Origin of the sequence: Embleya australiensis, assembly GCF_051903075.1 — a bacterium.
GTDB lineage: Bacteria > Actinomycetota > Actinomycetes > Streptomycetales > Streptomycetaceae > Embleya.
On the sequence record NZ_CP182423.1, the window covers coordinates 1,638,483 to 1,660,428 of the forward strand.

Here is a 21,946-nt window from a genome sequence, read left to right on the forward strand (position 1 = left end):
GTCGCCCGCCGGACGCGCCCGGGCCCGGCGAACTGCGAGGTTCGAGAGGCCGAACCCGCACCGCCATCCCACCGACTTCCCCAGCGAGAGGAAGTGATCCCGATCGTCTCGACCGAGCACCCGTACCGCGCCGAGGCCCCGGCCTCCGTGCCCGTCCGCGAGCCGACGCGGACCGCCGGTCGGTTCCGTCGCGCGGTGGGCCGGTGGTCGCGCGCCCTACCGCTGCCGATCGCCTACCTGTTGGCCGCAGGCGTGGTCACGGCCGTGCAAACCTGGGTGCTCGGGCCGGGGAGCCGCGCCGCACTGGTCGACTGGGCCTCGACCAACCTCACCAACCTCCGCGGCCGACCGATCGAGTCACTGGCCGCCTCGGCATTCGTACTCGAACCCGAACGCTGGTCGCGCCTTGCCGTCACCGCCCTCGCCCTGACCGCACTGACCGACCGCTTCGGCAACCGCCGAGCCGCCCTGATCGCAGCCACGGGACACGTGGTGGGCACGGCAATCGGCCAAGGCCTGCTCGCCACCCGAATCGCCCTCCACCACACCCCGCCCAACCTGCGCAACATGCCCGACGTCGGCCCGTCCTACCTGGTGATGGCAGCGCTGGCAGCGGTGGCCTTGACCGGCCGACGATGGCCGACCCGCGCCCCGGCGATCACCCTCCTGGCATGGAACGCGCTCTCCTGGCCGGAGGGCATCACCCACGCGAGCGTCACCGAAATCGGCCATGTGACCGCCTGCCTCACCGGCGCCCTCCTCGGCGGCGCCCTGGCCCTCCGGAGCCGGGCCGCAACCCGATCGTGGCGATCGCCGGTCGGCGCGACCCCGGCGCCGGCAGCCCCCGCACCCGTCTCCGCGTACGCTGTGAATCCCGAAACGCGAGGATTCGACATCGTGCCGCACAGCCCCGAAGAGCAGATCATCCGCATCGCCGCAACCGCCGGCGAGCCCTTCGGGGTTGCCCTGGGCGGCAGTCGGGGGCTGGCGCGGCACGGGCTCGTGGAGCGGGACGGTGACACCGTCGACCTCGCCCTGGCCGCGCGTGACGGCAAGCGGCTCGGGGCCGCGCGGGCCGCGATCGTGGCCGCGTTGACCGAGGCGGGGTCCGGCGTGGGCGTCGACGGAAAGGCGGCCGGCAAGACCCGGGTCCGGCTGAACGTCCGGGCGCCGGACGCCAAGCGGGCGATCCCGGTGAGCCTGTACGTCGGACCGCGTCGGCACGAGCCGGTCGTGGTGGACGACGTTCCCGTGCTGCATCCCGACGACCTCGCCGCCGCGAAGGTGGTCACCCTGGGGTCGCGGGCCGAACTCCGGGACGCCTTCGACGTGTTCGCGCTCTCCGCCGGCTACGACACCGGGCGGCTGCTCGAACTGGCCCTGGCCTACGACCCCGAACTGCGCGCCGAGGACTTCCTGACCGGGTTCAAGCACGTCACCGAGCGCGAGGACGCGGACTTCCGCCGACTCGGGTACACCGCCGCGCAGGCCGACGCGGTGCGTGCGTACTTCCAGGGCTGGTTCGCCGAATTGTCCGCCCGTGGCAGCCGCCCGATCGCCGCCGCGCTCGACCCGGAGGTCTTGGCGAAACTCGCGCGACTCGCCGAGCCGGCGTCGGCGACGACCGAAGGCGACGAGGACGCGTGAGCCTCAGGACCGCCGGCCCCCGGGCGTGACCAACCCCGTCTCGTACGCCAACACCACCGCCTGCGCCCGGCTGGACAGGTTCAGCTTGGCCAGCGCCCGGTTGAAGTGGGTCTTGACGGTGGACTCCGTGACCACGAGCGTGCCGGCGATCTCGGTGTTGGCCAGGCCCTTGCCGACCAGGCGCAGCACCTCCAACTCCCGTCCGGTCAGCGCGTCCAGGGCCGGCGGCACGTCGGCGTCCGGCGAGGTGGGCGCGGCGGCCACGTACGTCTCGATCAGTCGCCGGGTGACGCTGGGCGCGAAGAGCATGTCGCCGGCCATCACCGCGTCGATCGCGGCGAGCAGTCGTTGCGGGCCGATCTCCTTGAGCAGGAACCCGGAGGCGCCGGCGCGCAGTGCGGCGTAGACGTACTCGTCCAGGTCGAAGGTGGTCAGCATGACGATCCGGGGCGGGTTGCCCTCGGCGGCGGCCAGGATGCGTTCCGTGGCGACCACGCCGCTCACCCCGGGCATCCGGATGTCCATCAGGATCAGTTCGGGTCGCAGCTTCGCCGCCATGTCCACGGCCTCGGCCCCGTCGGACGCCTCGCCCACCACATCGATGCCCGGGGCCGCGCGTAACAGGGCGGCCAGTCCCGCCCGGATCAGGACCTGGTCGTCCACCACAAGTACCTTGGTCACCCCGTCGTTCCTTCCGTCACGTCGGCCCGAGGCGATCTAGGTGTCGCCCGCGCCCCCGACCTTGCCGCCCGACGTGCCGGGCTCGGCCGGGATGGGCAGGACGAGGCCGACCTCGAACCCTCCTTCCGGGCGCGGTCCGGCGGAGAACGTCCCGCCGTAGAGCCTGGCGCGCTCGGACATGCCGATCAGGCCGTGTCCGGACGCGCCCCCGATTCTGCCCGAATTCCGGGTCTGTGGGGTCGCGTCGGAGTCGGGTTCCCCACCGTCGTCGCACACCGCTATGCGCAGTCGGGTGGGTTCATACTCCACCGTCAGTTCCACCCGTGCGGTGCGGGCGTGTTTGAGCACGTTGGTCAGTGCCTCCTGGACGATCCGGTACGCGCACAACTCGACGCCGGACGAGAGCGGACGGGCGATGCCGACCCGTCGGATGGCCACCGCCACCCCCGCCGCCCGGATCCGGCGCACCACGTCGTCGAGGCGGGCCAGGCCGGGCGCCGGGTCCATGGTGTCGTCGGCGGCGGGCCGGTCCGGGCCGGGCACGGGCGCGGCGTCCATGTCCTCGGGGTCGGCGCGCAGCAGCAGCAACATCCGGCGCATCTCGTCCAGCGCCTCGCGGGTGGTCTCCCCGATGGTGTGCAACGCCGCCTGGGCGGTGGGCGGATCGGAGGTGATCACGTACTCGGCCAGCCCGGCCTGTACCGAGATCACCGAGACGTGGTGGGCGACCACGTCGTGCAGTTCGCGCGCGATGCGCACCCGCTCGTCGGTGACCGCGCGCCGCGCCCGCGCCTCCTGTTCGCGGGCCAGTTTGGCGGTCAACAGCGCCAACTGCGCGTTGCGTTCGCCCAGTCGGCGGGCGGCCGTGCCGAACCAGCAGACGACCGGCGGAACGGTCAGGATCTGTGCGACGACGGTGACCATCGAGCCGCCGTCGGCGGCGAGGCCGGCGTAGATCCAGACGGCGCCCACGGCGGCGATCGCCACCGCCGCGATCCGCACGGGCCGCTGGGAGGCGACGGTGTACAGCGCGAGCAGCGAACCGAGGGAGTTCACCACCGGCCAGTAACCCAGGGCGATGAACCAGATCTGGAGCGCGAGCATCACGAACAGCACGGCGACGGGGGCACGCCGGCGGACCAGGAGGGGGAGATTGATCAGGACGATCAGGACGAAACCGAACGTGTCGGTATGCCGCCAGTTCCCGGTCGGGTCCTCGCGTGCCAGGAGCAGGCTGACCACCATGTCGGCCACCGCCGGCGTTATGTCCACGGCTCGCGGAGACACGCCGGCGGACAGCCTCTTCCACACCGCTCGGGCCCGCATCGGCGCAGCGTAGCCCGCGGTTGACGGCGTGTCGTCAAACCGGCGGTCCAGGTGTGCATACCGCGCTGGTTGTAGGTCGGGGACGGGGTCCCGGGAGGCCCCGGGGACGGCAGCGGCGGGATCCGCGTCGGCACGGTCCGATTCGGGCAGGTAAGGATGACAGGGATCGGGCCGCTCTTTGGCACATGTTGCCGTCGAGAGTGCGGCCGGTACAGCGTGTACTGAACACCGATCGTTCGGGCGGGGCGACGCCGAGTGCCCCCCGCCCGGGCGTTACGGGTGTGGCGAAAGGTGTGGGCGTGGCGCAGGCATGGTGGGGCGGCGAGGACGTCGACGGGCCGGACGCGGTGGCCGCGCGCCTGGACGGCGTGGACTACCTGGCCGGGGACGGTGTCGGTACCGCCGCGTATCTCGCGCTGCGGATGGGCCGCCCGCTGCTGGTCGAGGGCGAGCCCGGCGTGGGCAAGACCGCACTCGCCCAGGCCCTCGCGCAGGCGTTCGCCGTACCGCTGTTCCGGCTCCAGTGCTACGAGGGACTGGACGCCTCGCAGGCGCTCTACGACTGGGACTTCCCGCGCCAGATGTTGCACCTGCGGGCGGCCGGCGCGGCGGGGGAGAGCGACGCCGCGACGCTGGAGGCCGGGCTGTACGACCGGCGCTATCTGATCTCGCGGCCGGTGCTGTCGGCGATCGAGGCGTCGCCGGCGGTGCTGCTCGTGGACGAGGTGGACCGGGCCGACGACGAGTTCGACGCGTTCCTGCTCGAAGTGCTGTCCGATTTCGCGGTGACGGTGCCCGAGTTGGGGCGGATCGCCGCGCCGGTGCCGCCGCTGGTGGTCCTCACCTCCAACCGCACCCGCGAACTGCACGACGCGCTCAAGCGGCGCTGCCTCTACCACTGGCTGGACCACCCCGACCACGCCCGCGAGGTGGCCATCGTGCGCCGCCGACTGCCCGAGGTGAGCACGCGGCTCGCCGAGGACGTGGTGCGCGCGGTGGGCCGGCTGCGCGCGGCCGACCTGGTCAAGCCGCCCGGCGTCGCGGAGACCCTGGACTGGGCGGGCGCGCTGCTCGTGCTGGGCGTGCGCGAACTGGACCCGGAGGCCGCCGCCCGCACCCTGGGCGCGGTGCTCAAGCACCGCGAGGACCTGGAGAGCGTACGGGCGGCCGGGTTCGACCGGCTGCTCGCGGTGGGCGGCTGAGATGAGCGCGCGCAGCCCCCTGGACGCCGCCACGCTGCGCGCCGCGGCGAACGCGCCGACCCGCCGGGACGGGGTGGAGGTCCTGGTCGGGTTCGCCCGCACGGTGCGGGCCGCCGGGGTCGCGGCGGACCCCGAGCGGGTACGGGTGTTCCTGGCCGCCGCCGCCGAACTGGGCGCCGATCGGCGCGAGGACACCTACTGGGCCGGGCGGCTCGCGCTGTGCTCGGCGCCGCAGGAACTGGCCCGCTACGACGCCGCGTTCGCCGCGTACTTCGGTGCCGAACAGCCCGTGCCGGGCCGCCGCCGGCCGCGCGTGGACGTCGAGCGCGCGGTGGGTGTGCCGGACACCGCCTCCGCCCCGCCGCGGGACGAGGAAGGGGACGGGGAGGCGCGGGTGGCCGCCGCGGACCGGACCGAGATCCTGCGCCGGCGCGACATCGCCTCGCTCGACCCGGCCGCGCGCGCCGAACTGCGCCGACTGCTCGCGCTGCTGCGCCCGGCCGCGCCCACCCGCCGCACCCGGCGCCGGCGTCCGGCCCGACACGGCCGGATCGACCGCACCCGCACCGTGCGGGCCGCGCTGCGCACCGGCGAGTTGGACCGGCTGCACCGGGCCGAACGCACGGTGCGACCGCGCCGCCTGGTGCTGCTCCTGGACGTCAGCGGCTCGATGGCGCCGTACGCGGACGCGCTGCTGCGGCTCGGCCACGCCGCGGTGCGCCGTCGTCGGGGCACCGAGGTGTTCACCGTCGGCACACGGCTGACCCGGATCAGTCGCGAGTTGGGCCACACGGACCCGGACCGGGCGCTGGCCGCCGCGTCTGCCGTGGTGCCCGATTTCAGCGGCGGCACCCGGCTCGGCGACCAGTTGCACACGTTCCTGACCCACTGGGGCCGGCGGGGCGTGGCCCGGGGCGCCGTCGTGGTGATCGCCTCCGACGGCTGGGAACGCGGCGATCCCGAGCCGCTGGCGGTGGCCATGGCCCGACTGCATCGGCTCGCGCATCGGGTGATCTGGGTCAATCCGCACCGGGCCCGGGATGGGTATCAACCCCTTGCGGCGGGTATGGCCGCGGCCCTCCCGTACGTTGACGACTTTGTCGCCGGGCACAGCCTGGCCGCCCTGGAGGAACTGTGTGCACTGCTGGTCGACGAGCGAGGGGCCCGGTGATCGGCCGTGCGTGAACTGCTTGACCACCTCGAGGCGTGGTACCGGACCGGACGCACCTTCGCCCTGGCCACGGTGGTGTCCACACTGCGCAGCGCGCCGCGCGACGCCGGTGCGGTGATGGCCGTCTCCGCCGACGGTGTGGCGCTGGGGAGCGTGTCGGGCGGGTGCGTCGAGGGGGCGGTGTACGAGCTGGCGCTGGAGGTCGTCGAGGACGGCCGACCGCGCACCGCGGCCTACGGGATCAGCGACGACGACGCGCTCATGGTGGGCCTGACCTGCGGCGGCACCCTGGAGGTATACGTCGAGCCGGTCGACCCCAGCCGCTTCCCGGAATTCCCCGAGCTGATCGCCGCGCTGCGCGAGGGCCGCCCGATCGCGGTGGCGACGGTGGTCTCCACCCCCACGCCGGAACGACTCGGCACGCGGGTGCTGGTCGGCCCGGACGAGGGCGACGCGGACTCGCCGCGGACGGCTTCCATACGCGCGATGCTGGACGCCGACCGCACCACGCTGGCCGGCTCGGACGGCGACGCGCTGGTCCCGGTCCAGGCGCTGGGGGTGCGGCAGGACGAGGTGGTCTTCGTCCGCTCCCACGTGCCGCGTCCGCGCCTGCTGGTGTTCGGCTCCAACGACTACGCGGTGGCCGTGGCCCGGGCGGGCGCGTTCGCCGGGTTCCGGGTGACCGTGTGCGATGCCCGGCCGGTGTTCGCCACCGCGGACCGCTTCCCCGGTGTGGACGAGTTGGTCGTGGACTGGCCGGACCGCTACCTGGCGGACACCCGGGTCGACGCGCGCACGGCGATCTGCGTCCTCACCCACGACCCGAAGTTCGATGTACCGGTCCTGGTCCGGGCGTTGCGGATGCCGGTCGGCTACGTCGGCGCGATGGGCAGCCGCCGCGCCCACGAGGACCGACTGCTGCGACTGCGCGAGGCGGGGATGACCGAGGCGGAACTGGAGCGCCTGCACTCCCCCATCGGCCTCGACTTGGGCGCCCGCACCCCCCAGGAAACCGCCATCGCGGTACTGGCCGAGATCATCCAATCCCACCACGGCGGCACCACCCGCCCCTTGTCCCTCACCACAGGCCGCATCCACCGCTGACCCCGGGCGACCACCCCACCGCCTCCCACCCGCCGCGGAGGGTGTTCGACGAAGTGGCACCGGCGGCTCAGGCGTCTCGGGTCGCCACTGCGCCGACAAACAGGGCCCGCCGCGCCGGAGTCGGCGGGGCGGGCCCTGATTCGGGTCGGGTCAGACGAGCGGTGGGGCCGCTTCCGACAATGCCTCGATGGCTGCGGTGAAGCAGGCCGCCGGGGGGGTTACCAGGCCGGCGCCGACCTGGCCGGTGCCGGCCACCTTGCCGGCGATGCCGGTGTTGATCTGGGGCAGGATGCCGGTGCGGACGACCTTGGTGACGTCGATGCCCGTGGGTGTGCCGCGGAAGTCGAGGACCGGGATCTGGTAGGCCGGGTTCTCCGCCAGCGTGATCTCGTACATCCGCCGCGTCGCGGCCAGTGCGTCGTCGACCTCGCCGCCGATGAAGCGCACGATCGCCGGTGCCGCCGCCATCGCGAAGCCGCCGATGCCGGCCGTCTCGGTGATCGCCGAGTCGCCGATGTCCGGGTTGGCGTCGTCGGGGCCGTAGGCGCCCAGGTACAGGCCGTCCGGCACCTCGGCCGGGCCGGTGTACCAGCGGTCGCCGGTGCCGGAGACCTGGATGCCGAAGTCGGTGCCGTTGCGGGCCATCGCCACCACGAGCGAGGAGCCCGGTACGTCCCGGCCCGCGTCCATGGCCAGCTTGCACGCCGGCATGTCCAGGTTCAGGAAGAAGTGGTCGTTGCCGCCGACGAAGCGCGCCGCCTCGGCGATGTCCCTGGTCGGCGCGCCGCTGTCGACCATGCTGGGCAGCAGTTCGCGCAGCAGCATGAGCGTGCCCGCGCGGTTGCGGTTGTGGCCCTCGTCGCCCATCTGGAGCATCTGCGCGATGATCGCGCGGATGTCGATCGGCTCACCCGCGCGCACCGCGGTGCGCAGCAGCGGTCCGAGCACCGCCGACATCCACTGCAGCCGCTCGATCACCTCGGGCCCGTACGCGCCGTAGCGCAGCACCTTGCCCAGGCCCTCGTTCAGCGAGCACCAGGCGCGGGTGCCGTGCGTGGTGTCCTCCAGCTCGAACATCCACATCGACGGGCTGACCACGCCCGCCATCGGCCCCACCGCGTGGTGGTGGTGGCAGGAGTCCAGCTCGGCGTGCCCGTCGGCGAGGAACTTCTCCGCCGCCTCGGGGGTGTCTGCCAAGCCCTCGAAGAGCACCGCGCCGATCAGCGCGCCGCGCATCGGCCCGGACGCCCGCGCCCAGTCGATCGGCGGCCCCGCGTGCCGGAACTGACCCGCCGTCAGGCCCAGTGCCTCGCTCGCCGGCTTGACGTCGACCAGGTGCGGGGTCGACGCCAACACCCGCTCGATCGCGACCTTGTTGGCCGCGTCGCGCCGCGCGTCGGCGAGCACGCGGGCCAGCGCGTCGGAGGTGCCGGGCAGCGGCGGGCGCCAGTCGACGGCGGTCACGGGCACGGCCTGCGCGGCGAGCGCGTCGGCGAGCAGTTCGGCGCCGACCGCGACCACCGACGGGTCCTGGGTGAGAAGACGGTTGGGAGCGCTCACGCGTCGAGCCCTTCTACGATCGCCACGGCGCGCCGGGCGGCCTCGGCATTGGACAGGTGGACCTCGGCGCCGGCGTCGGCCAGCGTGCGGGCCTGGGCCTCCAGGTCCTGCGGGTCCAGGTCGGTTCCGCACAGCGAGATCAGTACGACGGGCGCGTCGGGGCCGGCCGTGCGCAACACCGCGGCCAGATCGGCGGCCGGGTCGGCGTGTGCGCCGTGGCCGAGTACGACGTCCAGGAGCAGCACCGCGGCGGCCGGGTCGGCCAGTTCCTCGGCGAGGCGTTCCAGACGCAGGCTCGGGTCGATCATCGGGTGCGGGCGACCCGCGGTCAGGCCGTCGTCGCCGAAGTCGATCATCAGGTGGCCGGCCGCATGCATGTCGGCCGGCAGCGCCCACTCGGGCCGCAGCGGGATGTTGGACGCGACCGGTCCGAGCCGGTCGGCGGCGATGATCATCGCCTCGTCGCACAACGTGCCGCCGCAGAACAGCCCGCGCAGCGCGCCGGTACGCGGCGTGCGCGGCGACTCGGGCAGCCACACCCGGTCCTCGACGCCGGCGTGGCCGATCGCGGCGAGCGCCTTGGTGGCGGCGGCCGTCAGGTCGTCCCGGCCCTGCCCGAGGAAGGCCAACTGCACCGGCGTGCTCAGGGTCGCGGCAAAACGCTCGACCTCGGCGGCGACCGCGTCGGCCGGCGGCTTGGACACCACCACGATCAGCTCGGTGTTCGGGTCGGCGTCCAGCATGGCCAGCGCCTGGAGCGTGGAGCGGGCGCCGACGGCCTCGCTCAGGTCGCGCCCGCCCACACCGAGGCAGTGGCTGACGCCGCTGCCGGCCGCGTGCAGCAGGCACATGAGTTCCTGCGAGCCGGTGCCGGAGGCGGCCACGATGCCGATCGGGCCGCCGCGCACGGTGTTGGCGAAGCCCAGGCCGACGCCGCCGACCAGCGCGGTGCCGCAGTCCGGGCCCATCACGAGCAGGCCGCGCTCGCGGCCCATGTCCTTGAGCCGGATCTCCTGCTCGACCGGCACGTTGTCGCTGAAGATCAGCACGTCCAGGCCCGCTTCCAGGGCGTCGACGGCCTCGGCGAAGGCGTGCGGTCCGGGGACCGAGATCAGCGCGAGGGTGGCGTCGGTGCCGGAGGCGGCGGCGGTGCGGATCGTGCGCGGCGGCACGCCGCCGGCCGAGCCGATCCCGCCGCCACCGCCGGTGGACAGCTCCAGGGACGTCTCCAGGACCGCCTTGGCGCGGCTCAGCGCGTCCTCGTCCTCGGCCCGGATCGCCACGATCAGGTCGTTGGGTCCGGCGCCGTCGGGGGTTTCGAAGCCCATGCCCGCCAAGAGGCCGACGTTGAGTTCGGTCGCCATGGCGACGAGCGCCTTGGTCACCCCGTCCACCGCGGATACCGATCGGCTCACCTGCATCAGGCTGACCGAGTCTCGGTATGTTCCGCGGCGCAGCTCAAGCGCGCTGCTCACGGGCGCTCCTTCCTTCGGGGTACGGGAGTTTCGGGTGCGGCAGTTTCGGGTGCGGGAGTTTCGCGTGTGGGAGTGTCGTGCGCATCGCCTCGGCGCCGGCGAGTACACCGAGGGCGAGGTCCGCGCCGGAGGTGTGACCCACCGTCAGCAGGCGGCGCAGGCACGGGAGTACGTCGGTGTCGCGGCCCATCGCGCCGATCAGGTCGATCAGTTGTGTACAGCCGTCGCCGCGGGCGGCGTGGCCGAGCAGCGCGGCGGACAGGTCGGTGGTGCGGCCCGGGGCGTGTGCGGCGACGCGGGCGCCGAGGGTGTGCGCGTGCCGGGCGCCGGCCGCGCCGGGGTCGAGGTGGCGCAGCGCGAGCAGGAAGCCGCAGAGCGCGTCGTCGCCGCTGGGGGTCAGCCCGGGGCCGAGCCCGATCAGGCGCAGCGCGGCGCCGGCGGCCCGTTCGGGGTCGGAGTACGCGTACCGGCTCAGCTCGGCCAGATCGGCACGGGCGCCGGCCGGCAGCCCGGTGGCGGCGGTGTCCAGCGCGGCACACAGGGTCGTCACACCGTGGGCGCGGGTACGCACGTCACCGGGTGCCGGCGGTCGCGGCGGCGTCCACCACCGCACCACGTCCACCCGCAGCGGCCCGAGCCCGACCGCACCCCCGCCGATCCGCGCGTCGGTGCAACCGGTCAACGCCGGAAACGGCGACCGCCCGGTCCGCGCGGCGAGCACGACGGCGTTCGGCAGCCGCACGGCGTCGTGCGTACACACCGTCACGACCTCCCCGGAGTCGACATCGGCCAGGTACAGCGCGGCCGGAAACACCCCGAGCACCCGAGCGGCCCGCTCGGGCCCCGCCAACACCGCCCGCAACACCGTCGACGCCGACCCGGGCACGGACACCGCGCCCACCGGCGGCACGGCGCCCGGCGCGGCTTGCACGCCCACCGATGCCACCGCGCGGTTCACCTCTCCCGGGTCTGCCACGGTCGTGCCTCCCGGTGCGAGCGATGCGAAGCGAAGCGGCTGCCGTATACGTCGGAAACGGTACGAAGTCACCCGTGGACACGGTGTGCCCGTGACGCCGGAGGCACGAGTGCACCGGTGGGGCGTCTTGTCCGCACCGATTTGAATCGGACCGGCTCTATGTCTGTTGTGAACGTAATCCAATGGCTATGGTCCTCGAATGGAGCAAGTTGCCAACCTTGGCGCACTTAATTCGCGTAATCTGCCAAGCCCTGGCGGAGGCCCCGGCGGGGTGCGAACCGCGAGTACCGGCACGCTCGTTCGCGGCGTCCCGGTCCGCGACGTGCTCAGCCTCTCCAGCCTGTCGGGCGCCGAGCTGATGGCCGGCGAGCGCGGTCTGGACCGCGTCGTGCAGCGACTCAACGTGATGGAGGTCCCGGACATCCTGCCGTGGACCAAGCCGCACGAACTCCTCCTGACCACCGGATACCCGCTGCGCGAGACCCCGCAGTCCCTGTGCGACCTGGTCACCGCGCTCGAATCGCGCCGGCTGGCCGCGGTCGGCATCAAGCTCGGCCGCTACCTCGACGAGCTGCCCGCCGACATGCTGGCCGCCGCCGACCGGGTCGGCCTGCCCATCATCCGGCTGCCCGACGACGTCGCCTTCGACGACATCCTCAACCAGGTGCTCACCGACATCCTCAATCGGCAGGCCGCGGTGCTGGCCCGCTCCGAGGAGGCGCACCGCGCACTGGTCAGCGTCGTCCTCGCGGGCGGCGCCCTCGAAGCGATCACGGACGAGCTCAGCCGCCTGCTCGGCGGCACCGTCATGGTCACCACCCCCGACGGCCGGCTCCTGGCGTCCTCCGAATCCCACAACGACGGCGAGGCGGCGCAGCAGACCCCCGCCGCGCGCCGCGCGCTGTTCGACGCCTCGGGACGCTTCCGCGTCGAGCGCTTCAAGCACGGCGCCGGCGCCCTGGAGGATCCCGGTACCGGCGTGGCGCTCGTACCGATCCTGGCCGGCGCCCTCGACCATGGTCGGGTGGTCCTGATCTCCGCCGGTCGTACCCTGGACGAGAGCGACATCCAGGTGCTCGAACGGGCCGCGGCCACCGCCGCCCTCGTGATCACCAAGGACCTCGCGGTCGCCGCCGTGGAGAGCAAGTACCAGGGCGACTTCATGCGCGACCTGCTGGCCGGGCGGGCGGGCGATCCCGCGCACACCGTGCGGCACTGCGCCTCGCTCGGCTGGGCCATCGACCGCCCGCTGATCGTGGTGGTCGCCCAGCTGGAGCCGGGCGAGAGCCCCGACCCCGACTCCGACGATCTACGGCCCGCCCACGAGCGGTTCGCCACCGCCTGGGGCATGGTCGTGCGCGAGCGCGACTCGCGCGCGGCGGTGGTCGGCTACAGCCAGGAGGTGGTGGTCGTGATGGGCGCCTCCCAGCGCACCGCGCCCGGCGAGACGGTCCGCCAGATGGTCACCCAGGTCTCCGGCGACGGCGGCGGTGGACGCCGGTCGTTCTCCACCGGGGTCAGCCGTGTGGTCACCGACCCGGCGCTGCTCCCCGAGGCGTACGAACAGGCCCGCCGCGCGGCCAAGGTCGGCCGCCAGATGCACGGCCCGGGCGGCATCGCCGACTTCGACAGCCTGGGCGTGTACCGGCTGCTCAGCCTGGTCCCCGACTCCGCCGAACTGACCAGTTTCATGCGGGAGACCCTCGGCGAACTCGCGAGCCGCGAGGACGAGGAGACCACCGATCTGCGCACCACCCTGGAGGTGCTCCTGGACACCAACCTGAACGTGGCCGAGACGGCCCGGATCCTGCATTTCCACTACAACACGCTGCGCTATCGAATCGGCAAGCTGGAACGACTGCTCGGCGCGTTCACCACCGACTCGCATCTACGGCTCAACATCATGCTGGCGCTCCAGGTGCGCCGCATGCGCGGGCTGTAGCGCGGCGCGCACGTACGGAGAAAGCCTTGGTCGTTCATCCATACGCCGACACACGACGGCAACAAACCTTGGGTGAATTCCACAACACCACCGGGCGAGCTCTGTCACCTATCACCCAAGCCCCGGTGACGGACCCGTCCATAACCTTCCCCCAACCTCGTGGCGAGACCGGCGGACTCCACCGGATCGCGCTCACCGTGCCGGGTCGTGCGACAACGAATCGCCCTCGCACCCCCCTACGCCTGGAAGGCGGCTGAACATGGCACTCGGCTTGGGATGGAAGCTCTACGGGGACGGCAGCACCCCACCTCCGGGTGAGGTCGTACGCCCCGACGAACGGCTCTCGTGGGGTCGGACCATCGGTCTGGGAGCACAGCACATCGTCGCGATGTTCGGCGCGACATTCGTTTTCCCGGTGATCATGGGCCTGGACCCGAACCTGGCGATCATGATGTCGGGTCTGGCCACCGTGGTCTTCCTGCTCGTCGTGCAGGGGAAGATCCCCAGCTACCTCGGCACCAGCGCCGCGTTCGTCGGCGCGGTCACCACGATCCGCGCCTCGGGCGGCTCCAGCGCGACGGTCACCGGCGCGATCCTGGTCGCCGGCGCCGTACTCGCGCTCGCGGGCGTACTGATCCACCTGCTCGGCGCCGAAGTGGTCAACAAGGCCCTGCCGCCGGTGGTCACCGGCGCCGTGGTGTTGCTGATCGGCTTCAACCTGGCCCCCGTGGTGGCCAAGACCTACTGGCCGCAGGACCAGTGGATCGCGATCCTGACGATGACCGCGGTGATCGCGATGACCGTGCTGCTGCGCGGCTTCTGGTCGCGCATCGCGATCTTCCTCGGGCTCGTCTTCGGCTACGTGTTGTCGTGGCTGTTCGACAAGGGGTTCGGCCAGATCACCTCGGTGCAGCCCGGACAGCACGACGGCAAGGAGTTCGCCCACGACCGGGTCGACTTCTCCGGCGTCACCTCGGCCGACTGGTTCGGCATGCCCTCCACGCACGCCCCGGACTTCAAGACCTCGGCGATCCTGGTCGCACTGCCCGCGGTGATCGCGCTGATCGCGGAGAACGCCGGCCACGTCAAGGCGGTCTCCGAGATGACCGGCGCCGACCTGGACGGCAGCCTGGGCAAGGCGATCACCGCCGACGGTGTCGGCACCATGATGGCCAGCGCCGTGGGCGGCTCGCCGACCACCACCTACGCCGAGAACATCGGCGTGATGGCCGCCACCCGGGTCTACTCCACGGCCGCCTACTACGTCGCCGCAGTCGTCGCCGTGCTGTTCGGCCTGTGTCCGAAGTTCGGCGCGCTGATCGCGGCCACCCCGGGCGGGGTGCTCGGCGGCATCACCGTCGTGCTCTACGGCATGATCGGCCTGCTCGGCGCCAAGATCTGGATCGAGAACAAGGTCGACTTCGCCAACCCGATCAACCTCGTCCCGGTCGCGGCCGGCGTGGTCATCGGCATCGGCGGCGTCGCGATCAAGTTCAACGACGACTTCGTCATCGAGGGCATCGCGCTCGGGACCATCGTGACCCTGGTGGTCTACCACGCCCTGCACGCCCTGGCCCCCGCGCACATGCGCGACCCCAAGGCGCCCGCCGACGTCGAACTCGAGGGCGGTACCGCGCTGTCCCTGGGCACCGTGGAGGAACACCCGCCCGGCGGCAAGCCGTTGGCCGGCAGCAGTGCCGCGCCCCCGCCGCCGCAGAGCTGACCCACCCACCCGCACCACCGCACGCACCACCTGGAGGGGACGACACGTGAAGCCGCCGGCATTCCGATATCACGCACCGACCGACCTGGCCGAGGCCCTCGACGCCCTCGCCGAGGTCGGCCACGACGGAAAGGTCCTCGCCGGCGGCCAAAGCCTGATCCCGATGCTCAACATGAGACTCGCCGCCCCGGCCCACCTGGTGGACATCAACGGGCTCAGCGAGTTGGCCTACATCCGCACCGACCCCGGCGGCGTCGCGGTGGGCGCGCTCGCCCGGCACGCCGAGGTCGAGGCGGACGAGGCCGCACACGCGGCGGTCCCACTGCTGCGCCAGGGCCTGCGCCTGGTCGCCCACCCGGTGATCCGCAACCGCGGCACCACCGTGGGCAGCCTCGCGCACGCCGACCCCTCCGGCGAGATGACCGCCGTACTCGCCCTGCTCGGCGGCTCGATGACGCTCGCCCGCAAGGGCTCGACCCGCACGGTCGCCGCCGAGGACTTCTTCGTCGGCCCGCTCGAGGCGTCCATCGAGGAGGGCGAACTCGCCGTCGCCGCCTACTTCCCCCGCCTGCCGGGCCGCACCGGCACCGAGTTCGTCGAGATCGCCCGCCGGCACGGCGACTACGCGATGTGCGGGGTCGCGGCGGCGGTCACCGTCGACGACGACCTGCGCATCGTCTCGGCCCGCGCCGCCTACCTCTCGCTCTCCCCCGTCCCGCTCGTGCTCGACCTCACCGACGCGCTGATCGGCCGCACCGCCGACACCGCCGTGTGGCAGGACGCGGCGACGCTGGCCGCCGGGAGCCTGGAGCCCGAGGGCGACATCCACGCCACCGCCGAATACCGCGCCCAACTGGCGGGCGTACTCACCGTCCGGGCACTGCGCACCGCCACAGAGCGCGCGGCCCTGGTCGACCCCAACGGCACGACAGGCACCACCAGCACCGAGCGGAGCCCCCGATGACCGAGACGCAGATCCCCACCGAGCAGCGGCTCGACATCCGGCTGAGCGTGAACGGCGTACTGCACACCACCACCGTCACCCCGCGCCGGCTGCTCTCCGACTGCCTGCGCCACGACCTGGGCCTGACCGGCACCCACGTCGGCTGCGAACACGGCGTGTGCGGCGCGTGTACCGTGCGCATCGACGGCAAGCCGATGCGCGCCTGCCTGATGTTCGCGGTCAGCGCCCAGGGCCATGAGATCACCACCGTCGAGGGCCTCGCCGAGCCCGACGGCACCATGCACCCCGTACAGCAGGCGTTCCGCGAGTGCCACGGCCTCCAGTGCGGCTTCTGCACCCCCGGGTTCCTCACCGTCGTCTCCGCCTTCCTGGATGAGAACCCGACGCCCACCGAGGAGGAGGCCCGCGAGGCGGTCTCCGGCAACCTGTGCCGCTGTACCGGCTACCAGAACATCGTCAAGTCCGTGCTGCGCGCAGCCGAGATCACCGAGGAACGCAAGGGCTGCGCGCACGCCGAGGGGGACGCCCGATGACCACCAAGATGTTCGGCGCACCGGTGCAACGCACCGAGGACCTGCGCCTGTTGGTCGGCAACGGCCGCTACCTCGACGACCTGGGCGAGGGCGCCTACGAGGCCGCGTTCGTACGCAGCCCGCACGCGCGGGCCAAGATCACCGGGATCGACGTCACCGGCGCGCTCGACGTCGACGGCCTGATCGCGATCTACACCTACGAGGACCTGGCCGGCCGGGTCGCCGAGCCGCTGCCGCTGCTCATCCCGCACCCCGCGCTCACCCACGGGCGCACCGCGTACCCGCTGGCCAAGGAGTTCGTCAACCACGTCGGCGAGGCCGTGGTGATGGTGGTGGCCACCGACCGCTACCTCGCCGAGGACGCCTGCGAGCGGATCACCGTCGAGTACGAGGCGCTGCCGCCGGTGGTCGGCATCGAGAACGCGTTCCGCGCGGACCGCCTCGTACACGACGACGTGCCGGGCAACTGCGCCGCGCACCTGGTCCAGGAGGTCGGCGACGCGCCGGCCGCGATCGCCGCAGCGCCCAACCGGCTCGAACTGAAGCTGGACATCGAGCGCAGCGCGTGCATGCCGATGGAGGGCCGGGGCGTCTACGCCCGCTGGGACGCGGCCGACGAGAGCCTGCGCGTGTACACCTCGACCCAGACCTCCACAGGTGTCCGCGCCGCCGTGGCGGCCAAGTTGGACCTCCCGCTGGACCGGGTCGAGTGCGTCACCCCCGACGTGGGCGGCGGCTTCGGCGTCAAGATCGTGCACCCGTGGCCCGAGGAGATCCTGATCCCGTGGGCGGCCCGGCTGCTCGACCACGAGGTCAAGTGGACCGAGGACCGCCGCGAACACTTCATCTCCGCCGCCCACGAGCGCGGCCAACTCCAGACCGTACGGGTCGGGTTCGACGACGACGGCCGACTGCTCGGCCTGGACGTGGAGATCCTGCACGACAACGGCGCGTACACCCCGTACGGGATCATCGTGCCGATCATCACCTCGACGCAGCTGCTCGGCCCGTACAAGCCCGGCGCGTACCGGGTCGACTTCCGCAGCCTGTACACCAACACGGTGATAGTCACGCCGTATCGCGGCGCGGGCCGCCCCCAGGGCGTGTTCGCGATGGAGCGGGCGATGGACGCGATCGCCGACCACCTGGGCAAGGACCGCACCGAGGTGCGCGCGGTCAATTTCATCCAGCCCGACGAAATGCCGTACGACCATGGGCTGTTGTTCCAGGACGGCCGGCCGCTGATCTACGACTCGGGCGACTTCCCCGGCTCGCTGGAGGCGCTGAAGAAGCTGGTCGGCTGGGACGAGTTCGAGGCGTACCGGGCGCAGGCGCGCGCCGAGGGCCGCCGGGTGGGCATCGGCGTGGCGTGCTACGTCGAGGGCACCGGCGTCGGCCCGTACGAGGGCGGCCACGTCCAGGTCGAGACCACCGGCAAGGTCGTCGTCGCCACCGGCCTCACCAGCCAGGGGCAGGGCCACCAGACGGTGTTCGCGCAGATCGTCGCCGACGAGCTGGGCGTGCCGATCGAGGACGTCACCGTCACCACCGGCGACACCCGCCGATTCCCTTACGCGGTGGGCACGTTCGCCTCGCGCGCGGCGGTGATGAGCGGCAACGCCATCGCGCTGGCCGCGCGCAACGTCAAGGCCAAGGCGCTGCGGATCGCCGGCGAGGCGCTGGAGGCCGACCCGCGCGACCTGGAGATCGTGGACGGGCACGTACGGGTCAAGGGCAGTCCCGGCGCGTCGGTCGCGCTGGGCACCGTGGCGGTGTTGTCCAACCCGCTGCGCTACGCGTTCGACGAGGCGTCCAAGGCGGCCACCCAGCTGACCGGCAAGGCCGACTTCTCCAAGCCGCCGGTGGCCGAGGACGACGAACCGGGCCTGGAGGGGCGCGACTACTACTCGCCGCCGACCGCGACGTTCGCCAACGGGATGCACGCGGTGATCGTGGAGACCGATCCCGACACCGCCGAGATCCGCATCCTGCGCTACTGCGTCGTGCACGACTGCGGGCACCTGATCAACCCGATGATCGTCGAGGGCCAGGTGCACGGCGGCGTCGCCCAGGGCGTGGGCGGCGCGCTGTACGAGCGTATGGAGTACGACGAGCACGGGCAGTTGGTGAACGCGTCGTTCATGGACTTCCTGATGCCGTACGCCAGCGAGGTCCCCAAGATCGAGATCGACCACCTGGAGACGCCCTCCCCGCTCAACCCGCTCGGCATCAAGGGCGCGGGCGAGGCGGGCGTCATCCCCGCGGCGGCGGTGTTCGCGTCCGCGATCGAGGACGCCGAGGGCTTCCCGATCACGCGGATGCCGATCCAGCCGTCCGAACTCTTCCACCTGCGCAAGCGGTTCGCCGCCGGCGAGATCTCGGCGCTGCGCCGGGGCGCCGACCATGCCGCCGGCACCCACCGTTAAGGAGCACGAGCCAGCATGAAGGTCCAAGGAAACGCCATCCTGAACGCCCCTGCCGACAAGGTCTGGGCGGCGCTGAACGACCCGGCCGTGCTCACCCGCACGATCCCCGGCTGCGAGAAGCTGGAGGAGACCGGTCCCGACGCGTACCGGATGACGGTGACGATGGGCGTCGCCTCGATCAAGGGCACCTACCTGGGCAACGTGCAGCTCACCGACCAGGTACCGCCGGGCTCGTTCATGCTCAAGGCGTCCGGCTCGGGCGGTCCGGGTACGGTCAGCGCCGAGGTGAAGGTGACGCTGGAGGACATCGACGGCGGCCGGACGCGGTTGGAGTACGACGCGGAGGCCGTGGTCGGCGGCGTGATCGGCGGTGTCGGGCAGCGCATGCTGACCGGGGTGGCCAAGAAGACGGCCGGCGAGTTCTTCAAGTCGGTGGACAAGATCCTGACCGGGCAGACGCCGCTGACGGCCGCGCCGAAGGGTGGCGTGCCGGCGGCGGTCAACGGAACTCCCGTGGTGGCGACGGCGGATGGCGGCGCGCTCGCGGCTCCGGCGGGTACGTACGCGGCCCCGGCGTCCGCCTTCTCCGGCGACGACTTCGCCAAGGGCGCGCTGTTCGGCGCGGCGGTGGCGCTGCTGGGCGCGATCGTCGGCGGCGTGATCGCGCGTCGGCGCTGATCCGGTTCGTTTCGGGAAGGGAGCGACAACATGCGTGCGTTCACGGCCGCGGCCGTTCAGGTCGTACCTCGCCCGGGGCCGCTCACAGCCGCGGTGGTCGAGGCGAACATCGCCCACGCGTCGCAGTGGGTGACCCGCTGCGTCGAGTCGACCGGCGCGGAGTTGGTGGTACTGCCGGAGAGTGTGACCACGGGCTTCACCCCGGCGCTGCCCGCCGAGGAGTTGTGGGACCTGGTCGACGCCATCCCGGGCAGGCTCACCGAGCCGTTCCAGGAGCGGGCCCGGGAGTTGGGCGTGCACCTGGTGTGGGGCACGTACGAGCGCGGCGCCGCGCGCGGCGAGGTGTACAACTCGTCGGTGCTGGCCGGTCCCGACGGGCAGGTGCTCGGCGTGTACCGGAAGACCCACCCCTTCGGCCCCGAACTGCGCTCGCGCGGTGGGTGGGTGACGCCCGGTGAGCACGTCAGCGTGGTGGAGACCGACCTCGGTCGGATCGGCATGATCATCTGCTTCGACGGCGACTACCCGGAGCTGAGCCGGATCCAGGCCGTGCAGGGCGCGGAGGTGATCTGCCGTCCGTCGGCGCTGCTGCGCTCCGCCGACCTGTGGGAGCTCACCAACCGCGCACGGGCGTACGACAACCACGTCTACGTCGTCGGCGCCAACGCCACCGGCAGCGACCCGGCGGGCGTGTTGTACTTCGGCAACTCGATGATCGTCACGCCGGGCGCCGAGGTGATCGCGCGCGGGTCCTCCCACGAGGGTTGGGTCTCGGCCCGGCTCGACCCGGAGCGCGCGTTGGCGTCGCTGACCCCGGGTTCGAGCGTGCCGCAGGTGTTCGACCACCTGGCCGACCGGAACCTGGAGCTGATCGCCAACTACGCGGACGATCTGGTGCGTCCGGCGAAGACGACGTTCCCGCACGGGTAGGACTCCGGCGACGGGCGGCGCGACGGGCCGGCGGGGGTTGCTCCCTCGCCGGCCCGTCGCGCGTAGCATGCATGGCGACACCGCGACACCGCACGGGGGGATCCGACATGGAGTACCTGTTCTACTGTCGCGACCGGCCGGGAACACGGCCGCTGCGCGACGAACTCCTGGAAGAGCACTGGGCGTTCATGGACCGCTACGCCGAGGGCATGATCGCCCGGGGGCCGACGTTCGCCGCCGACGGGGAGACGGTGACCGGCAGTGTGCACATCGTCGATCTGCCGGATGCGGACGCGGTCCGGGAGTTCGCCTACGACGAGCCGAACCACCGGGCGGGCGTGTACGAGCCGGAGGTGCTGATCCGCCGGTGGGGCAACACGCTGGGCCGGAAGATGTGGGACTTCAAGGGGAGTTCGCCGGCCGGGCCGCGATTTTTGATCCTCGCCCACGCCCGCCCCGACAGGACCGCGGCCCGGGACGCGCTGCACGCCGAACAGCGCCGCCACCTGCTCGACGGCGAGCACGCCGGGTCGCTGATCGTGTGCGGGCCGCTGCTGTCCGAGGACGGCGCGCGGTGGCTGGGCACCGCGATCCTGGCCGAACTCCCGAACCACGCGACGGCCGTGGCGCTGCTCGGGCGGAGCCCGTACGCGCGGGCCGACCTGTACGCGAGCATCGAGGCGCACGGTTGGTGCTTCGGCGGCCGGGACCAGGACGACGACTGATCGGCTCGGCCTACTTGCCGAAGCGGCGCTCGCGGGTGGCGTACGAGCGCAGTGCGCGCAGGAAGTCCACGTGCCGGAAGGCCGGCCAGTAGCAGTCCACCCAGTGCATCTCGGCGTAGGCGGACTGCCAGAGCAGGAAGCCGGACAGCCGCTGCTCGCCGGATGTGCGGATGATGAAGTCGGTGTGGGCGGCGGTCGGCGAGTACAGGTGCCGCGAGATGTCCTCGATCTCGAACCGCTCGACCAGCTCGGCCGGGTCGCCGCCGGCCGCCATGTGCTGCTCGAACGCGCTCTTGACCGCGTCGACGATCTCCCGCCGTCCGCCGTACCCGACCGCGACGTCCACCCTGAGCCCGCCGCGCCCGGCCGTCGCGGCGGTGGCCTCCTTGAGCACCCGGGCGCCGGCTCCGGGCAGCATGTCCAGCGAGCCGATCACCTGGACCTCCCAGGAGCGGCCCTCGGCGGTGATGTCCCGGACGGTCTCCTCGATGATCTCGATCAGCGGGCCCAGCTCCTCGGCGGGCCGGCCGAGGTTGTCGTCGGAGAGCATGAACAGGGTCACGTGCTCGATCCCGGCGGCACTGCACCAGCCCAGGAACTCGGTCACCTTCGCGCCGCCGGCCCGGTAGCCCTCCCGCACGTCGGAGTGCCCCGCCTTGCGCGCCCAGCGCCGATTGCCGTCGAGCATGATCCCGACGTTCTGCGGACGCGGCAGCCCGACCAGGGTCGAGGCCAGCCGGCGCTCGTACACCGCCTCGATCGGCCGTCGAATGAACAGCGGGAGCAGCTTCATGACCTTCTCCGTCGCATCACGTCGTGGCAGCCTCGGCGGACCCTACCAGGGGGGTTACCTCACCCGCTTCGCCAAGCGTCCCCAAAGCCG

At 72.5% G+C, this 21,946-nt stretch carries 18 protein-coding genes; 12 read left to right on the top strand and 6 right to left on the bottom strand.

Annotation, left to right across the window (positions count from 1 at the left end):
- The first annotated feature begins 93 nt into the window (after nucleotides 1–93).
- Entirely contained in the window at nucleotides 94–1,647 is a 1,554-nt protein-coding gene (locus ACMXN5_RS37480) for a nucleotidyl transferase AbiEii/AbiGii toxin family protein (RefSeq protein ID WP_439679359.1), read from the top strand.
- Nucleotides 1,648–1,650: 3 nt separating this feature from the next.
- Here ACMXN5_RS37480 and ACMXN5_RS37485 read toward each other — a convergent pair whose 3' ends face one another.
- Both ACMXN5_RS37485 and ACMXN5_RS37490 read right to left on the bottom strand, forming a co-directional pair.
- Entirely contained in the window at nucleotides 1,651–2,328 is a 678-nt protein-coding gene (locus ACMXN5_RS37485; RefSeq protein WP_380003859.1) for a response regulator, read from the bottom strand.
- A 36-nt stretch (nucleotides 2,329–2,364) separates the two neighbouring features.
- Complete coding sequence (locus tag ACMXN5_RS37490; protein ID WP_439679360.1) at nucleotides 2,365–3,654, bottom strand: sensor histidine kinase; 1,290 nt, start codon at nucleotides 3,652–3,654, stop codon at nucleotides 2,365–2,367.
- Between the two features lie 299 nt (nucleotides 3,655–3,953).
- Between ACMXN5_RS37490 and ACMXN5_RS37495 the strand changes: the two genes are divergently transcribed.
- Genes ACMXN5_RS37495 through ACMXN5_RS37505 form a run of 3 tightly spaced genes read left to right on the top strand, consistent with a single transcriptional unit; the run spans nucleotide 3,954 to nucleotide 7,131 of the window.
- Nucleotides 3,954–4,856 carry an AAA family ATPase gene (locus tag ACMXN5_RS37495; RefSeq protein ID WP_439679361.1) on the top strand — a complete coding sequence of 301 codons (903 nt, stop codon included), beginning with the start codon at nucleotides 3,954–3,956 and terminating at the stop codon, nucleotides 4,854–4,856.
- A gap of 1 nt (nucleotide 4,857) precedes the next feature.
- Complete coding sequence (locus tag ACMXN5_RS37500) at nucleotides 4,858–6,027, top strand: vWA domain-containing protein (RefSeq protein WP_439679362.1); 1,170 nt, start codon at nucleotides 4,858–4,860, stop codon at nucleotides 6,025–6,027.
- Between the two features lie 6 nt (nucleotides 6,028–6,033).
- On the top strand, nucleotides 6,034–7,131 hold the full coding sequence (locus ACMXN5_RS37505) for an XdhC family protein (protein WP_439679363.1): 1,098 nt from the start codon (nucleotides 6,034–6,036) through the stop codon (nucleotides 7,129–7,131).
- 150 nt (nucleotides 7,132–7,281) lie between these two features.
- On the opposite strand, the gene ACMXN5_RS37510 is transcribed toward ACMXN5_RS37505, so the two are convergent.
- The 3 genes from ACMXN5_RS37510 to ACMXN5_RS37520 are packed head-to-tail and all read right to left on the bottom strand — an operon-like array spanning nucleotide 7,282 to nucleotide 11,142.
- On the bottom strand, nucleotides 7,282–8,691 hold the full coding sequence (locus ACMXN5_RS37510) for a DUF1116 domain-containing protein (protein ID WP_439679364.1): 1,410 nt from the start codon (nucleotides 8,689–8,691) through the stop codon (nucleotides 7,282–7,284).
- Nucleotides 8,688–10,112 (bottom strand): FdrA family protein, encoded by a 1,425-nt coding sequence (locus tag ACMXN5_RS37515; protein ID WP_439679365.1) that lies wholly within the window; start codon nucleotides 10,110–10,112, stop codon nucleotides 8,688–8,690. Before ACMXN5_RS37515 ends, ACMXN5_RS37510 begins: the two co-directional genes overlap by 4 nt.
- Nucleotides 10,113–10,149: 37 nt before the next feature.
- Nucleotides 10,150–11,142, bottom strand: a complete 993-nt coding sequence (locus ACMXN5_RS37520; RefSeq protein WP_439679367.1) for a DUF2877 domain-containing protein — start codon at nucleotides 11,140–11,142, stop codon at nucleotides 10,150–10,152.
- Nucleotides 11,143–11,413: 271 nt separating this feature from the next.
- On the opposite strand from ACMXN5_RS37520, the gene ACMXN5_RS37525 reads away from it, so the two are divergent.
- The 8 genes from ACMXN5_RS37525 to ACMXN5_RS37560 all read left to right on the top strand — a co-directional run bounded on the left by ACMXN5_RS37525 (nucleotide 11,414) and on the right by ACMXN5_RS37560 (nucleotide 21,063).
- A complete protein-coding gene (locus ACMXN5_RS37525) occupies nucleotides 11,414–13,084 on the top strand; it encodes a PucR family transcriptional regulator (RefSeq protein ID WP_439679368.1) in 1,671 nt (556 codons plus the stop codon).
- Nucleotides 13,085–13,343: 259 nt separating this feature from the next.
- Nucleotides 13,344–14,807: a uracil-xanthine permease family protein gene (locus ACMXN5_RS37530; RefSeq protein ID WP_126641861.1), complete on the top strand. Its 1,464-nt coding sequence runs from the start codon at nucleotides 13,344–13,346 to the stop codon at nucleotides 14,805–14,807.
- Between the two features lie 46 nt (nucleotides 14,808–14,853).
- On the top strand, nucleotides 14,854–15,771 hold the full coding sequence (locus ACMXN5_RS37535) for an FAD binding domain-containing protein (protein WP_439679369.1): 918 nt from the start codon (nucleotides 14,854–14,856) through the stop codon (nucleotides 15,769–15,771).
- Nucleotides 15,768–16,304 (top strand): (2Fe-2S)-binding protein, encoded by a 537-nt coding sequence (locus tag ACMXN5_RS37540; protein WP_439679370.1) that lies wholly within the window; start codon nucleotides 15,768–15,770, stop codon nucleotides 16,302–16,304. Before ACMXN5_RS37535 ends, ACMXN5_RS37540 begins: the two co-directional genes overlap by 4 nt.
- Complete coding sequence (gene cutA / locus ACMXN5_RS37545; RefSeq protein WP_439679371.1) at nucleotides 16,301–18,730, top strand: aerobic carbon-monoxide dehydrogenase large subunit; 2,430 nt, start codon at nucleotides 16,301–16,303, stop codon at nucleotides 18,728–18,730. The genes ACMXN5_RS37540 and cutA overlap by 4 nt, the downstream gene beginning before the upstream one ends.
- A gap of 15 nt (nucleotides 18,731–18,745) precedes the next feature.
- A complete protein-coding gene (locus ACMXN5_RS37550; RefSeq protein WP_439679372.1) occupies nucleotides 18,746–19,408 on the top strand; it encodes an SRPBCC family protein in 663 nt (220 codons plus the stop codon).
- Between the two features lie 30 nt (nucleotides 19,409–19,438).
- Nucleotides 19,439–20,338: a carbon-nitrogen hydrolase family protein gene (locus ACMXN5_RS37555; RefSeq protein WP_439679373.1), complete on the top strand. Its 900-nt coding sequence runs from the start codon at nucleotides 19,439–19,441 to the stop codon at nucleotides 20,336–20,338.
- Between the two features lie 107 nt (nucleotides 20,339–20,445).
- A complete protein-coding gene (locus ACMXN5_RS37560; protein ID WP_439679375.1) occupies nucleotides 20,446–21,063 on the top strand; it encodes a YciI family protein in 618 nt (205 codons plus the stop codon).
- A 10-nt stretch (nucleotides 21,064–21,073) separates the two neighbouring features.
- Here the strand turns inward: ACMXN5_RS37560 and ACMXN5_RS37565 are convergent, their stop codons facing one another.
- Nucleotides 21,074–21,856, bottom strand: a complete 783-nt coding sequence (locus ACMXN5_RS37565; RefSeq protein ID WP_126641854.1) for an isoprenyl transferase — start codon at nucleotides 21,854–21,856, stop codon at nucleotides 21,074–21,076.
- Nucleotides 21,857–21,946 lie beyond the last annotated feature (90 nt).